Origin of the sequence: Lactococcus sp. LG1074, assembly GCF_017309525.1 — a bacterium.
GTDB classification, from domain to species: Bacteria; Bacillota; Bacilli; order Lactobacillales; family Streptococcaceae; genus Lactococcus; species Lactococcus petauri.
On sequence record NZ_CP071293.1, the window covers coordinates 1532994 to 1549010 of the forward strand.

The window sequence follows — 16017 nt, forward strand, 5'->3', positions numbered from 1 at the left end:
AGAACTTTAAAATAAAGCTTTATATTACCATATTTTGCTGTGAGAGCCGAAATTATCATGGTATTTAGCAGGCGCAAGAGTTAAAGTCTCGCGATCAACTACGCGTACATCATGATCTTCAAGTTCTACAATAATAATATTTTTAAATTTATCAGTATCTGCAGTAACTATTGTTGCTTTTTGTCCATTTGATAATGTAATTATATCTCCTCTTTGCATATTTTCTCTCCTCCTGAAGTACTTCACTTTGAATAGAAATATTATTCAACTAAAATAATACTTTTACTTTCTCTACCTTAGTAAATCGATATTTAATACTCAATTTATTCGTAATAATTCAAATATTTATAATATCCGTACATATTTACATAAGTTTGTTTTTTATAACTAGAATCAAATATGTATTCTTTAAAATTAATGTTTTTCCTCATTGTTGCTAATTCATAATTTACTAAACTCAATGGTTTTTCAAATATTACTGATATCTGTTGTTTAGTTCTTGCTATTCCCATATATCTCCTCCTTTCATTCCTCGTCTATTTTACATTTATGTATTTTATCAGCTATTCTATCTTATTTGTAAGCTACGTCTTCTTAATATATAACAAATTATTATTTTATATCCAAACCAATATATATAAAAATCCCCGACGAAGCAGGGAAATCATCTTCATATTGCGGGAGTAGGATTTGAACCTACGACCTTCGGGTTATGAGCCCGACGAGCTACCTAGCTGCTCCATCCCGCGTTAATAAATAAAAGCTAACAAACTCCACAAAGTAACATTGTTCTATATAAGTCCACTACCTTAATGGATGTTATTCAAATACTATCCTCATTGTAGCACACTTAACTAAATTAACCTAATTTCCCAATAAACGTATTACTTTAAATTCATAAACTTACTTCTAATGATATTATTCTCTACTTCCAATCGTTTCACTTTTTTGAGTAATTTGTTATTAATTCCCCTTAGCTGTTTATTTTCAACTTTAACTTTTTCTTCACATCTCTTCAGTATAAAATTTCTTAACATTGTTCTCCTTCTATAATCCTAGTCTTCATTACCTTGGTCATTATTTCTTCTCATATCAAGTTTTCTATTAATACTTGGGATAAACTGACGTATTTCGCTTCCATTGAAACCTACAAAAAGTTGGTTTTTATCAATAATAATTGGAGTTTGTAATATTTCCACATGCTCCTCTAGATAGTCTATAGCCTCTTCAAATGACATTAAATCTAGGGTCTTAATAGCTGCTTTTGTCTTCCCCTTCATCGTAAGTCTATTTTTTAAAATATCATCAAACCCACCATCTGTTAATAATAATAGTTTTATTAATTCGTTATGAGTTATTTTTGTGATCTCGATACATTCTATTGCAATTCTATGCGTTTCAAACCATAAGAGTGCCTGCTTACTAGAAGCACAATTTTTTCGCCAATATATTTTAAGACTAATAGTACTCTCCCTTGGGCTTTGGTTAAAAAAAGCACTCCAAAGAGTGCTTTACAATTAAGCTTTATTAATATTTGTAGCTTGTGGTCCACGTTGACCTTCGCCCATATCAAATGTAACTTTTTCGCCTTCTTCAAGTTTTTTGAAGCCGTTACTTTGGATTTCTGAGAAATGTGCAAACACATCTACTCCATCTTCAGCTGTAATGAAGCCAAATCCTTTGGCATCATTAAACCATTTTACTGTTCCTTTTGTCATAGTATATATATTTCCTTTCAACTAGATTGTAAATCATTATGGTTAAAGAAAACATTTAAAAATATATAACTTTGACTAAACTTACTTAGTACATAGTATCACGCTTATTCATTTTTGTCAAATAGACATAAAAAATCTTCGTTCATGAACTAAATGCCAATAGTAAGAAACTCACTGACTTTTAAAATATAATATATAAACAATAAAAATTTCTAATATACTAAAATTATTATATACCCATGTATGTTAAAATATTTGTATAATGCCTAATCATACAGAAAAGAGACATCCGATATGTGAGAGATGCCTCTTTCTGATAAATAATCCAGTTATAGATTACACTATATAGCTAGATATTTTATAAGTCGTAGGAAAGTACAAATTTTTGACATAAGCATCGACCTACAACGAACTTAGTATAACACTAATGTCTCCGATAACATAATGATATAAAAAGTGAGACTTAACTTTATACACACATAATAAAAATCCGTTAAATAACGGTTTTTTATTTTATACATTTATCAATTTTTATTCTGCCCACTTTTTGCCCACTAAAATATTTTTTTGTTATTACTTCTCACTACTAAAGAGGTCATGGTGCATCACTACATATTTGAAGTACAATTGTGCCAATTTAATACCAACAGTTGTAAAGGAATTTATCGAGTATCTAGCCAGGCACTGAGCGCTTCCACTGCAGGTATTATAGCTGCTTCTTTTGGAGACATCTTTTCGTGATGTAAGGGATAATCTGATTGAACACCGAGCCAGAGCATCACACCAGGTACTTTATCTAATAAGTATCCAAAGTCCTCCCCTGTCATCAAGGGGGAAATTTCTGAAAAATTAACTGTTGGCTTTTCTTTCAGAAAAGACATCAGTTGGTCTGCAAGATTTTTATTATTAATAACAGGGAGATAACCTCCTTGTTTTAGTATAATTTCCGCTTGACAGTCAAAGGATTGCGCAATACCTTCAGCGATTTGTGTGATACGTCTTTGTGTTAGTTCGTTCATTTCCTTCGTCAAGGTACGAATTGTTCCGTGAACTTCCGCTTCTTTGGCAATCACGTTATTAGTCATTCCAGCACGCATCTTGCCAAAAGTCACAACAGCATTTTCCATTGGCCCAACATTTCGCGAGATGATTGTCTGCACTTGCGTTACAAAATGACTCACAGCAACTACCATATCATTACTATTCTGGGGGAACGCTGCGTGGCCTCCTTTTCCAGTAAACTTAATACTAACCTCACAAGTTCCTGCAAATAAAGTGTGATTATTCGTTGCTAGTTGTCCAGCAGGTAGTTCTGGATGAACATGAAGTGCATAAAACTCATCCGGTAACCAATCCGCAAAAACGTTTGCCTCATATAAAAGTTTTGCGCCTGAGAGATTTTCTTCAGCGGGCTGAAAAAGAAAAAGACGGTCATTTTTACTTGGCGTTTCAATAGCAATTTTTAATAAACCAAGTGCTACAGCCATGTGTATATCATGTCCACAAGCGTGCATTCTTCCTTGGTGCTTTGAACTGCATTCTAAATTTGTTTCTTCATTAACTGGAAGCCCGTCCATATCTGCACGCCAGCCTATAATTTTGTCTGAGTCAAATCCTGTTATTTTGACCAGAACGGCTGTCTTCCAAGTTCGAATTTTGACATGCTTAACTGCCTGGGTCATTTGCCGTATTTTATCTAATAGATAAGCCTGTGTTTCAAACTCTGCCATACCAAGCTCAGGAATTTCATGCAATTCCCGACGTATTTGAAGCAATTCTTCATTTGTAAAAGGCACTCTACACCTCCTTATTAAGTCCTTTAGGTTGTCAATTCTTCATATAAGGCGACTAAAGCCCTTTGATAATGCTTATTGGCAACACCGATAATGATATTGATTCCACGCGGGCTTTGTGTAATAAGCTCAATATCAATATCTTCTTTAGCAAGTGCTGTAAAAATTTTGTTCGTAACTTTTGCTGAGCGTATAATTTCTTCACCTACAACTGTCAAAAGCGAAATATTTTCTTTGACTGTGACATCATCTGCTTTCAAATCTTTTTTTAGGCGGTCCAGTAAATCAAGCAAAATCTCTTCTACTTCAACCATTTCGACGATAACTCCGATTTGATTGATACCTGTAGGGAGATGTTCAATATTCAAATGATAATCATCAAAAATTTTCAAAGTACGTTGTAAAAAACCAACCTCTGTTGCCATTTGATTTTTGACAATATTAATCGAAACATAGTTTTTTCTGCCTGAAATTCCTGAAACTTGTGTCGTATGCGTACGGTGTTCTGCCAAAATCAAAGTGCCTTCGGCGTCTGGAGCATTCGTATTTTTAATATGCAAAGGAATATTGAGTTCACGAATCGGATAAATCGTCTCAGCATGCAGCACACTTGCCCCCATATAAGACAATTCACTCAACTCTTCATAAGTCAATTCACTGATCGTTGCTGGATTGTTAATAATACGCGGATCTGCCATCATTACACCTGATACATCTGTCCAGTTTTCATATTTATCAGCACCTAAACAGCTTGCCAGAATTGCGCCTGAAATATCTGAACCACCACGACTCAAAAGTTTGATTTTTCCATTTTGGAAAGCACCGTAAAATCCTGGGAGAACAATTCTCTCAATTCCAGAGAATTGTTCCTGCAACAAACGTTTTGACATTTCCAAATTGATACGACCGTTACCTGAAAAGGAAATTACTTCAGCCGCATCAATAAATTGATAGCCCAGATATTCCGCCATTAGATGCGCTGTAAAATACTCGCCACGACTCACCAGATAATCCTCTGTAAATTGACCCGAATCCAGCTCACATTTAAGTTTCTCTAAATGTGATAAGATGTCGTATTTAAGCTGCAATTCTTCTTTGACTGCAACAAATCGAGTGACTAAATTATCCCAAAGTGCTTGGTAAGAAACACCGTGTTTCACATGAGCCGCAATGAGATAGAGCAAGTCGGTAACCTTATCATCAGATGGATTTTTACGTCCAATCGCTGAAACAACGACAATTTTTTTCGTTTCATCTTGGCTGACAATATTTTTTACTTTTTGAAATTGGCTTTCTGTAGATAAGGATGAACCGCCAAATTTTGCAATAGTTAATGTCAAATTAAATTCTCCTGGATCATATGTTCCGCAATTTGAATTGCATTTAATGCTGCGCCTTTACGGATATTATCAGCTACGCAGTAAAAGAGTAAACTGTTTGCTTGCGCCAAATCTTCACGAATACGTCCAACATAAACATTATCATTACCATTTGCGATTGTTGAAACTGGATATTCATGATTTTTAGGGTTATCGATAAGAGTTATACCTTCTTGGTTTGAAAAAACCTCACGAACTTCGCTAAGCGTGAAAGGCTGATCCAATATTACCTGGATACTCACACCGTGACTGTTTATTACTGGAACACGTACACAAGTTGCTGAAACAGCCAACTCTGGCTTATGTAAGATTTTACGTGTTTCATTGACCATTTTCATCTCTTCTTTGGTATATCCATTTTCAAAGAAAACATCAATTTCAGGAAGGGCTGTTTCAGAGATATTATATGGATAAAATTCTGGTGCTTTGCCTTGACGTGTCCGAAGTAAATCGTCACGACCTCTCTGTCCGCTTCCACTTACTGCTTGGAAAGTTGTATAGTTCACTTGTAAAATACCAAAGGCTTTCTCCAAAGCATAAAGCGGTAAAACAGATTGAATCGTTGAACAGTTAGGATTGGCAATGATTTTATTCATTTGCGTATCTTGGATGTTAATTTCTGGGACAACCAGGCCAATTTCAGGTTTTTCACGCCAAACTGATGAGTTATCAATGACAACCAACCCTTTTTCTCGTGCAATTGGGGCAAAATGTTCAGAAGTATCTCCGCCAGCACTAAAAAGGGCAATATCATAACCATTAAATGAATCAGCCGTTAATTCTTCAACTACGTATTCTTGACCCGCAAAAGACAAAACTGAACCTGCTGAACGACTTGAGGCTAATAATTTCAAATTTTTAATTGGGAAATTTCTTTGTTCTAAAATATCGAGAAAAGTACGACCAACAAGTCCAGTTGCACCCACAACACATATATTATATTTTTTCATTTTTATCCTTTCTTCTTTGGATATAAGATACTCGAAGATAAAGTTCGTACACTCTAAAGTTAAATAACTTTGGTGCTATTTGAAGTGCATGGACGATATACTCCATTTATTAATAGCGTACGAAGCATCATGTATGTTGATAAATAGTCTATCCTTATGGCAATTTTACAAATTTCTCAACGCTTCTTCCAGTGCAGTTTTTTGCTGTGTTTGGGCATCAATTTTCTTGATAATACGGGCTGGCACACCAGCAACAACTACATTTTCAGGAACATCTTGTGTCACAATAGCACCGGCCGCAACAACTGAACCTGAACCAACTTGTACACCTTCAATAACCACTGCATTTGCACCCACAAGTACATTATCCCCAATACGCACAGGCACAGATGAAGCTGGTTCAATAACTCCAGCAAGTACTGCGCCTGCACCAATATGGGAATTTTTACCAACTGTTGCACGTCCTCCTAGAACAGCACCCATATCAATCATTGTACCAGCCCCAATTTCAGCACCTATATTAATAATTGCTCCCATCATGATTACTGCATGATCACCAATTACGACATGTTCACGGATAATTGCGCCTGGCTCGATACGTCCATTGACATCGCGAATATCAAGCAAGGGTACAGCTGAATTGCGGCTATCAAGCTCCACAATATAATCTTTATTTTCAGTCATGTCAGCCAAAAGCGGTTGAATCAAACTCCAATCCCCAAACAAAGTATTGCTGATTTTGATGATTTCTTTTGATATTTGACCTGTCAATTGACCTTCAAAAGTTACTTTAACTGTTGTTTTTTTCTCAGCATTTCCAATATATTGAATAATTTCTTGAGCCGAAATTTTTTGTACTTCCATAAATCTCCTTCTTGTGAGTAATCCTATAAAAACTAAGTTTTTTAAGGAATATCCAAAATTTATTTTATTGTTTCTCTTCTATAAAAATAGGACTTAATTCACTCCGTCTTTTCCAAAAAGAACTTCCTCCATTGAATACATCCCACTTTCTTGATGAATAAGCCAATTCATCCCTGTGATCGCCCCTTTTACAAAAATCATTTTCGAAAGAGCTTCATGCTTAATCGTAAGAAGTTCGTCCCTTCCTGCAAATATTACTTCATGTTCACCAACGATTGTCCCCCCTCGAACAGCATGTACTCCAATCTCTTTCTTCTCACGTGGCTTTATACCTGAACGTCCATGAACAACTTTATAGTCCAATGTTTCATTGATACTGTCAAGCAACATCTTTGCCGTACCAGATGGTGCATCTATTTTTTTATTATGATGTTTTTCAATGATTTCAATATCAAAACTGTCCGATAAAATATAGGTCATTTCTTTGACTAAACGATTCATCAAGATAACTCCAATACTAAAATTGCCACTAAATAATACAGGCATTTTTTCAGAAAGGTGATCAATTGTTACCTTTTGTATGTCGTCAAAGCCTGTTGTGGCAATAACTGTGGCTGTTGGATGCTTTTCTAGATATTTAGCAAGATTATTGAGATTCTCAGGGTGTGAAAAATCAATGATCACATCGAATTTTTCTTCTGGAATATCCTTTGTTAAGGATACGACTGTTAATTCATGCTCTTTTTCTAGCTCTGCCGCAAGCAGCCCGCCCATTGTACCTGTTCCAATTTGTAAAACTTTCATTATAAAATCTCCAATTCTTTAAGAAGTTGAATTTTTGCCGTTTCGGATGGCTCGTCAAGTGGCAACCGAACAGAACCGACATTATAACCGAGTTGATTCATCACAAATTTGACCGGAATTGGATTTGCTTCTATAAATAAGCTGTCAATCAAGTTCAAATATTTTTGTTGCAGACTCAAAGAATGAGCTGGGTTGGTCGCAAAAGTTTCGATTAACTCCTTAACTACATCTGGCATGAAGTTAGCCCAAACACTGATTACACCCGAAGCGCCTAAACTCAGGCATGGAACTATCATATCGTCATTACCACTATATAATGCAAAATTATTAGAAAGATAGCGGCTAATTTTTTCCACATAGGCAATATCGCCTGATGCTTCTTTTAAGCCTGTAATATTCGGGTGTTTCGCCAATACTTCTACGGCTTCAACAGAAAGATTCACTCCTGTTCTACCTGGTGCATTGTACATGATAATCGGAATATCGACAGACTCCGCAATCTTAGTAAAATGCTTTAACATCCCTGTTTCATTGGTTTTATTATAATAAGGGGTAATCACAAGCAAACTATCCGCACCTAACTTTTCAAATGCTTGAGCAAATTCCACTGCTTGTGCTGTGTTATTACTTCCTGCTCCAACATTGATATGAATACGTCCAGCAACCTGTTTAACTACAAACTCAACGATTGCTTTTTTCTCCTCAAAGCTAATCGTCGGTGCTTCTCCTGTTGTGCCTAAAATAGAAATAGCCGCACTTCCATGGCTAATCTGAAATTCAATCAGCTCAGCTAATTTTTCAAAATTTATAGAATTATCATCATTAAAGGGCGTGATGAGCGCCACAATTGAACCTTTAAGCATTATTTTCTCCTGTAGATTTATTTCAGAAACCTTTGATGAGTGTTGCGATAGAAGAAAAGGAAACTACTCATCGTATAATTTTCTTTCTCTTGAAAATCATCTCCTCTTCGCCTTGTTTTTACTCCACTCCTTTAATTTGTATCCAAATATTATTTATGATTTTATCAGTAGTTAGAAGTAAAAGCTTTTACAAGCGTTCACCAGCTAATTCCCGGTAAGATTTCAAACTCAAAGCCATCCAATGTTGCAAAATAGTCTTCAGGTCGCTCTGCCCGTCGAATCATACGCGTGCTCCCATCTTGCTGAAGCAATAATTCGGAACTTCGTAATTTTGCATTATACTGATATCCCATCGAAAAACCATGCGCACCTGTGTCATGAATGACTAATAGGTCTCCCTCATCAATCACAGGAAGTTCGCGCTGCCTGGCAAATTTATCATTGTTTTCACATAATGAACCAGTCACGTCAACAATTTCTTTCACTTTATCTTCCTCCTTTCCTATAACAGTAATCTGATGATAAGCATCATAAAATGCTGGTCTCATCAGATTAACTGCGCTCGCATCCACACCAATATACGTCCGATATGTTTGCTTTCTATGCAAGACACGTGTGACCAGTAAGCCATGAGGCGCCAACATAAAGCGTCCAAGTTCCGTATAAATTTTGACTTCCCCTAGGCCATTGGCAGTTAGAACTTCATCATAAACACGATGTACTCCTTCGCCGATGACAGCAATATCGTTAGGAGCTTCATCTGGACGATAATTAACGCCGATACCACCAGAAAGATTTATAAAATCAAGAGAAACGCCTGTTTTTTCACGAATTTCAAGTGCTAATTCAAATAATTGCTGTGCTAATTTTGGATAATACTCATTTGTCACAGTATTTGAAGCCAAAAAGCTATGCATTCCAAATTTCTTCACACCCAACTTTTGCAAATCTCTAATTCCCTGAATTAGTTGGGCTTTTGTCATTCCAAATTTTGATTCTTCAGGATTATCCATAATTTTGGTACCCATTGTAAAAACTCCACCAGGGTTATAGCGTAAGCTCATTGTTTCGGGAAATTCAAATCCTGCCAATGTGGATAAAAATTCAATATGGTTGTATGCATCAATATTAATCGTAGCCCCTAGCTTTTTGGCTAATAAAAATTCTTCAGCTGGAGTGTCATTTGATGAAAACATAATTTCAGACTTATCAAAACCACATTTATTTGCCAGTATAAGTTCAACATAGCTCGCGCAATCAGCTCCACAGCCTTCTTCTTGCAAAATTTTCAAAATTGCAGGCGTTGGTGTAGCTTTTACCGCAAAGAATTCTTTGAAACCTTTATTCCAAGAAAATGCTGTGTTTAGCGCCCTTGCTTTTTCACGAATTCCGTGCTCGTCATACAAATGAAATGGTGTCGGAAATTCTGCAGTAATTTTATCTAATTGATTTTTAGTAATAAATGGTACTTTCATTTCATACTCCTGTGGACTTGCTATGCAAATCTTTATCTGAAGATTTCGGTGATTTCAATGCTCTGGAGGGTTGTCAAAAATTGTAACTGAAAGAAGGAAGATTTTACTTTTAGTCTACCAAATGATATTTTTTCCCATCTCAATCTTTAACTCTGTCTCCAGTGCCCTTTGACCACTGATATAATGAGTTTCGATGTAAGAAGCAGAGTTTTTCTTATTCGTTGACTCGCTAAAACATTATTCTATCGTTGTCGCGCTTCAACCTGCAAACTCACATCATATAAAAACAAAAGGCACTTGTAAGTACAAGCGCCTTTTATGTCGTCATGAAAATAGAGTTAAAAAAGAATTCTATATTATTCGGTTCGATCACTTAGCGCCAGACTTATTCAAGTCCGAGTGGTATAGGTGTTTCCTATACCCCCACGCTAGCCAGATACCTCTGTTGCTAACGTTCGGCAATGATTACCTTTCGTACACGGTCGTCGGATGCCTCCTCTCGTGTAGTACTCATTTGCATTGCTACCTCTAATTTATTTTTCACAATTATAATATTTTCAGTATTGTTTGTCAATTGAAAACTTTTCAAATTTTTAGTATTGACTTATTTTTTTCTTTAAAACTGCTTTAAATCAAGGTTTACAAGGTGTATTTTTTATCTGAACTTCCGAATCTCCAAAATATTTTGCAACATTGTTTTGTGAATTTTTAAAATAAAATGCTATAATACAAATTTAAAACGACGAATATACGGAGTTTTTGCTTGAAGCCAACTTTAACTATTGACCTGCGGAGGTGCTATGTATGGATTTATCAAATAAATTTAACACTAATCTTGGAAAAATTGAAATTTCTAAAATTCGTGAATTTGATCAGGAAATCTCCAAAATACCGAATGTTTTGAAATTAACACTTGGTGAACCAGATTTTCCGACACCTGAACATATCAAAAAAGCTGCAATTGATGCGATTGATGCCGATGAAAGTCATTATACTGGCATGCGTGGCCTGATTGAACTCCGTCATGCAGCCAGTCAATTTGTAGCTGAAAAATACAATTTACATTACGATGCTGAAACAGAAATTTTGACCACAGTTGGTGTCACAGAGGCGATTGCTACTTGTCTCCTTTCAATTATTGAACCTGGCGATAAAGTTCTAATCCCAGCACCTGCTTACTCAGGTTATGCGCCTGTAGTAAGCTTAGCTGGCGGTCAATTGGTCGAGATTGATACCACAACTGATAAATTTGTCTTAACTCCTGAAAAACTTGAGCAAGTATTGAACGAAACCGAGAATATCAAGGCTATCATCCTTAATTATCCTTCAAATCCAACGGGCATAACTTACACTCATGCCCAACTTAAAACACTTGCTGAAATCATCAAAAAACATGAAATTTTTGTCCTTTCTGACGAAGTTTATTCTGAAATTAACTATAGCCAACATGTACATACTTCTATTTCGACCTTTTTACGTGATCAAACTTTTGTACTTAATGGCCTTTCAAAATCACATGCGATGACGGGTTGGCGAATGGGGCTGATTTTTGCACAAAAATACTTGATTGATCAGCTTGTAAAAACACACCAATATCTGGTTACTTCTGCCTCAACACAATCGCAATGGGCAGCAGTTGAAGCTCTGAGTAAAGGAAAAAATGATGCTGAGCTAATGAAAGCCGAATACCTCAAACGGCGGGATTACATTATTGAGAAGATGACTGAACTTGGCTTTGAAATTATCAAGCCAGACGGGGCTTTCTATATTTTTGCCAAAATTCCAGCAGAATATAACAGCAATTCTTTTGAATTTTTATATGATTTTGCAAAGAAAAAACATGTAGCATTCATTCCAGGCTCAGCCTTTGGCCAATATGGTGAAGGTTATGTCCGTTTGTCCTATGCAGCTTCAATGGAAGTGATTAAGATTGCTATGGAGAGATTGAAAGAATATCTTTCGGAATAACTTACTATTATGGTTGTGCTATACTCAGAGTTTATCTTTGCTTTAATGTAAACCTTCTCAAAAAAGACGAGATTTTTCTCGTCTTTTTTGTTATGTATTCATTCTTGTTATTAATTAACGAAAATAGGTTTGGCTTGTAAAAAAGAGATTGTTTTAATGTGTAAATCCATATACTTTATTTTTAGGATTATTATGGTATTTAAGATGTGCCTTATTCAAAAATTCAATAGCTTCTTGCATATCTTGCACGTAATTGTATGCCATATTCATTCCAAAATCCGCTCGAATTACTATCCGTTGTATAATATTATCCTCTAAGTTTTTTGGTAAAGGATAGGCTGGCACTTGCCATCCTTTCATTAATAAACGATCGGCTAAGTCGTATAAATCCCAGTCACAATTTCTGTCTTCTCTTAATTTATAGCATACAATTGGAAGTTGTGAACCATCATTTACAATTTCAAATAAACCTGTTTTTTCAATTGATTTTGCTAAATACATCGCTACTTTATGCGTTCTTTCATGTATAGCTTTGTATCCATCAAAACCATAGCGTACAAAATTATAATATTGTCCTATCAGCTGAGCCGCGCTATGAGAAAAGTTAATAGCCATGGTTGGTAATTCTCCTCCAAGATAGCTTACTTTAAAAATTAACTCCTCTGGTAAATATTTCTTATCACGCCATAATACCCAACCTACTCCAGGATAAACGAGACCGTACTTATGACCTGATGTATTGATGGAAATGACATTTTTTAATTGAAAATCCCACTTAAGATGTGGTTCAACAAATGGTGCATAAAGTCCACCTGAAGCAGCATCTACGTGTATGTACACTTTATAATCTGTACGTTTGTTGTGTTCTTCAACTAACTTATCAAGAGCCTTGATATCGTCATATCTTCCTGTATACGTAATCCCCATAATCCCCACAATACCAATAGTATATTCATCAACATAATCCATAACCTTGTCTAGATTAATTGACATGTGGTTTTTGTCCATCGGTACTTCACGCATTTCAATATCCCAATATACACAGAATTTTTCCCAACAAACTTGATACCCAGAAGAAATAACGAGATTTGGTTTTTTAGCATTAATGTCCAAGCCTAACTTTTCTGCTCGTTTACGCCAAGAGAATTTCATTGCCATTCCTCCCAACATACAAGCTTCTGAAGAACCAATTGTTGATGTTCCCATAAACTGTTCGTTTTCACTTGCATTCCAAAGGTCAGCAATCATATTTACACAACGGTTTTCGATTTCGGTTGTTCTTGGATATTCTGATTTATCTATTGCATTTTTCTCAAGAGTTTGACTCATTAGTTTTACTGCTTCAGGTTCCATGTATGTTTGACAAAAAGTGGCTAAGTTCAACCGCGCATTCCCTTCATCTAGCATCTCATCTTGAACTAATTGATAAGCTACCCGAGGTTCGATCGATTTTCTCCCTAATTTATATTTGGGCAAATCAACTTGTTCACTTTCGGAGCCAAATATTGGTTCTAAAAATTCTGCCTCATCACGATTTTCTTTTCCATATAACATATTTACATCCTCCAATTTTCTTTAATGTTTTAATATATGTTCTTCATTCTTTACAATATGATGCTCCCCTCGAGCTGCCGGATAAACGGCTGGATTCACTTCTCCTGCTTTGAAGTGAATTGGTTCTTCAAGAGATCCATGACTCTTTTTATCATGTAGTTCATAAATAACAAATGGTAAGATTACTGTAACAGCAAAGCTTATAAGTAATATCATTTGATAAGTTCGTGTCTCACTTTGAGCAATTGATTCCGGTGGGACAAAAGAAATTAATAAAGCAAACAGAGATAATAATAACCCTACTCCTGCAATAATTGATTTGCCTATCATTTTTCCTGGAACATTATATGTTCGTTTTAAATTCTTTTTCTTGTAGATTAAGACGAAATAGCCTAAGAAAAATAGTAGATAACCAACCAAATAGATAACTACAGTCAAAGAAATTGCTACCAAAAAGGACAAGTTATTGCCGCCACCACCAAAGGTTAAAATCGCTCCCCAAAGAGTCACGATGACACCTTGAATCATAACTAAAGGCACGGGAACATCATGGGTATTCGTTTTTCGTAAAAATTTTGGAAGTAATCCACGTTGCGCTGCTGCAAACATTCCTCGAGAAGGTCCAACTACCCATGAGCTTACTTCTCCCATTACTCCAAACGCAATCATTATTGCAATTATTTTGACCAACCAACTTAAGTGGTTATTAAAATGTAAAATCAGCGTTTGAAAAGTCTGAATCACACCAGCGCTTAAAGATAACTCTTTTTGAGGTATTACTGCAGCCACTGTAAAGCCCCCAAGGGCATCTAAAGAAATAGCTAATATTACTAATAAAACCATTGCTAAAGGATAATTTCTTTTTGGATTTTCTAACTCATTGATATGAGAAGCTGAAGCTTCAACTCCCATATAAGCTAAAATAAACGAAACAAAAACTACCAATGTTGAAAGCTGTGAAAAATCTGGAATAAAAGCTGCCTTATTGATGGGGATTTCTATAGGATTTCCTCCTACAAAATAAGCTACTGCTAATACAAATAAGATAATGGATGGAATTACAATCCCGATTATAAATCCCGCTTTTACTAATTTTGCAGTGCGCTGAGTCCCACCTAATTGTGAAAAAGTCAGTCCCCAAAAAATGACCAGCAAGCCTATAAATTTAATGAGTGGATCTGAGTTTAAAGCTTCAAAATTTAATACGTATGAAAGTGCTCCTAAGATAAAGTATATCATTGTTACAAATCCAACTGTAATTTGAAACCATTGGAAAAAAATTGCCGCAAATCCAAAACGCTCTCCTAAAGTTTGGCTCACCCAGCTGAAAATGCCTCCATTTTTCCACCCTTCAACTGTGGACATTTCTGCAGCACATAGGGCAACTGGTAAAAACCATAGTATTCCGCCTAGTAGTAAAAAGAAAACTAAGTGCAATTTAGAAGTGGCAAAGGTCGGATACTCATATACGGTCAAAACCATTGAAGCAGTTAAAGCAAAGAATCCGAATAATGTTAATTTTTTTTGATTCATCATACTTCCTTAAAATATGGGGCAACAATTTTCAAAATAATTGTTGCCCAAATCTAGTTTTCATCTCCTTTCTATATCAAGTATATTCTCTTAAAAATAAAAAAACTCTCTGTATCTGTTGCTTTAAAGCAACAGATACAGAGATTAATTTTTTAAAAACTTTTCCAACCTTCTTTGATAAAATTCTTTCAATCGTAAACCTCCAAATTCCTCCAAAGCTCCCAGAGCACAATTAATTTTTTTACGTCCTAAATCCTTATCTTCAAAGTTAAAAATAACAATTCCTGTTGCCAGATGCCTTAAAACTTCAGCATATAAATCCACTCCCATTTCCCGATATTTTTTGGTAATTTCTAATATATTTTCAGCTTCACTTCTTTCCCCATGCGCTGCAAAAATAGCCGCACTTTGATACGCAATCTGTAATAATCTTCGTCTGTACTTTAATAATCGACAATATTTTTCACACCTTTTGTCAAAATTGGCCAGAAGATTTTCCAGCTGATCAATATCAATATGATCTGAGACAAAATAAAATAATGTGAGCTCAAAATAGCCCCATTCTTTAACATTACAAAGATAATTTTCAATCTCTCTCACTTCCAGGGGACTTATATTTTCAAGTCGAGTTTTTGCAGCAAGTGACAACATATGTTTTCCTGCTTCACGCGCCTCAAGATATAACTTTTGAATTTTATTTAGATCTTGACTAAAGTCCGCTTCTTCTAGTTCCAACAAGAAAAAATCTTGATAATTGGGCATAAAGTTATTTACAATTAATTCGTACTCTGCTAAGGGGACTTGCATCTCTTCTAACATCAAGTCAACGCGCTCAAAACTCATCATACTTTGCCCTCTTTCAAATCGAGATAAATTTGCTCTATTTATTCCAATCTTACTAAAATATGAGAGTCCCAAATTCTTTTGGTTCCTTAACTTTTTAAAACAATCTCCATATTTTTTATACACAGTTAATGACCTCCTAATTTTGTTTTTAACGTTATGATAAATAACAATAATTACATTTATGCCTAAAAAAATATGCACGTGAAATTATAACTCATTTACAAGTTGGTCGTCAAATATATACTCAATTAAGGCTATCAGGCATAGGTT

Annotated in this window: 15 protein-coding genes, 1 tRNA gene and 1 riboswitch; of the genes, 1 reads left to right on the top strand and 15 read right to left on the bottom strand. The window is 35.4% G+C overall.

Going from position 1 to position 16017, the window contains the following annotated elements:
• Window positions 1–24 precede the first annotated feature (24 nt).
• The 12 genes from J0J36_RS07620 to J0J36_RS07675 all read right to left on the bottom strand — a co-directional run bounded on the left by J0J36_RS07620 (window position 25) and on the right by J0J36_RS07675 (window position 9846).
• Window positions 25–219 (bottom strand): hypothetical protein, encoded by a 195-nt coding sequence (locus J0J36_RS07620; RefSeq protein WP_003134280.1) that lies wholly within the window; start codon window positions 217–219, stop codon window positions 25–27.
• A 104-nt stretch (window positions 220–323) separates the two neighbouring features.
• Window positions 324–512 carry a hypothetical protein gene (locus J0J36_RS07625; protein WP_017371230.1) on the bottom strand — a complete coding sequence of 63 codons (189 nt, stop codon included), beginning with the start codon at window positions 510–512 and terminating at the stop codon, window positions 324–326.
• Window positions 513–675: 163 nt separating this feature from the next.
• Window positions 676–749: transfer RNA gene (locus J0J36_RS07630), tRNA-Met, on the bottom strand.
• Window positions 750–1055: 306 nt separating this feature from the next.
• Window positions 1056–1463 carry an ArsC/Spx/MgsR family protein gene (locus J0J36_RS07635; RefSeq protein WP_306723676.1) on the bottom strand — a complete coding sequence of 136 codons (408 nt, stop codon included), beginning with the start codon at window positions 1461–1463 and terminating at the stop codon, window positions 1056–1058.
• Between the two features lie 54 nt (window positions 1464–1517).
• Window positions 1518–1718, bottom strand: coding sequence for a cold-shock protein (locus tag J0J36_RS07640; RefSeq protein ID WP_014025161.1), 201 nt, complete (start codon window positions 1716–1718; stop codon window positions 1518–1520).
• 662 nt (window positions 1719–2380) lie between these two features.
• Window positions 2381–3514, bottom strand: a complete 1134-nt coding sequence (locus tag J0J36_RS07645) for an N-acetyldiaminopimelate deacetylase (RefSeq protein WP_003134271.1) — start codon at window positions 3512–3514, stop codon at window positions 2381–2383.
• 23 nt (window positions 3515–3537) lie between these two features.
• Window positions 3538–4851: an aspartate kinase gene (locus tag J0J36_RS07650; protein WP_003134269.1), complete on the bottom strand. Its 1314-nt coding sequence runs from the start codon at window positions 4849–4851 to the stop codon at window positions 3538–3540.
• Complete coding sequence (locus J0J36_RS07655; protein WP_017370978.1) at window positions 4848–5840, bottom strand: aspartate-semialdehyde dehydrogenase; 993 nt, start codon at window positions 5838–5840, stop codon at window positions 4848–4850. The genes J0J36_RS07650 and J0J36_RS07655 overlap by 4 nt, the downstream gene beginning before the upstream one ends.
• A gap of 165 nt (window positions 5841–6005) precedes the next feature.
• On the bottom strand, window positions 6006–6704 hold the full coding sequence (gene dapD / locus J0J36_RS07660; RefSeq protein WP_003134267.1) for a 2,3,4,5-tetrahydropyridine-2,6-dicarboxylate N-acetyltransferase: 699 nt from the start codon (window positions 6702–6704) through the stop codon (window positions 6006–6008).
• A gap of 93 nt (window positions 6705–6797) precedes the next feature.
• Entirely contained in the window at window positions 6798–7508 is a 711-nt protein-coding gene (gene dapB / locus J0J36_RS07665; protein WP_003134265.1) for a 4-hydroxy-tetrahydrodipicolinate reductase, read from the bottom strand.
• Window positions 7508–8371, bottom strand: a complete 864-nt coding sequence (gene dapA, locus J0J36_RS07670) for a 4-hydroxy-tetrahydrodipicolinate synthase (protein ID WP_003134262.1) — start codon at window positions 8369–8371, stop codon at window positions 7508–7510. Before dapA ends, dapB begins: the two co-directional genes overlap by 1 nt.
• A gap of 197 nt (window positions 8372–8568) precedes the next feature.
• Window positions 8569–9846: a diaminopimelate decarboxylase gene (locus tag J0J36_RS07675; RefSeq protein ID WP_153925312.1), complete on the bottom strand. Its 1278-nt coding sequence runs from the start codon at window positions 9844–9846 to the stop codon at window positions 8569–8571.
• A gap of 366 nt (window positions 9847–10212) precedes the next feature.
• A riboswitch (Lysine riboswitch) is annotated at window positions 10213–10385 on the bottom strand.
• A gap of 265 nt (window positions 10386–10650) precedes the next feature.
• Between J0J36_RS07675 and J0J36_RS07680 the strand changes: the two genes are divergently transcribed.
• On the top strand, window positions 10651–11814 hold the full coding sequence (locus tag J0J36_RS07680) for a pyridoxal phosphate-dependent aminotransferase (RefSeq protein ID WP_003134259.1): 1164 nt from the start codon (window positions 10651–10653) through the stop codon (window positions 11812–11814).
• 153 nt (window positions 11815–11967) lie between these two features.
• Here J0J36_RS07680 and J0J36_RS07685 read toward each other — a convergent pair whose 3' ends face one another.
• From J0J36_RS07685 to J0J36_RS07695, 3 genes are all read right to left on the bottom strand, one after another.
• Complete coding sequence (locus J0J36_RS07685) at window positions 11968–13368, bottom strand: glutamate decarboxylase (RefSeq protein ID WP_153925315.1); 1401 nt, start codon at window positions 13366–13368, stop codon at window positions 11968–11970.
• A 21-nt stretch (window positions 13369–13389) separates the two neighbouring features.
• Complete coding sequence (gene gadC / locus J0J36_RS07690; RefSeq protein WP_017370980.1) at window positions 13390–14901, bottom strand: glutamate:gamma-aminobutyrate antiporter; 1512 nt, start codon at window positions 14899–14901, stop codon at window positions 13390–13392.
• A gap of 144 nt (window positions 14902–15045) precedes the next feature.
• The gene (locus J0J36_RS07695) at window positions 15046–15870 is read right to left on the bottom strand and encodes an Rgg/GadR/MutR family transcriptional regulator (RefSeq protein WP_003134254.1); all 825 of its coding nucleotides are present in this window, start codon (window positions 15868–15870) and stop codon (window positions 15046–15048) included.
• Window positions 15871–16017 lie beyond the last annotated feature (147 nt).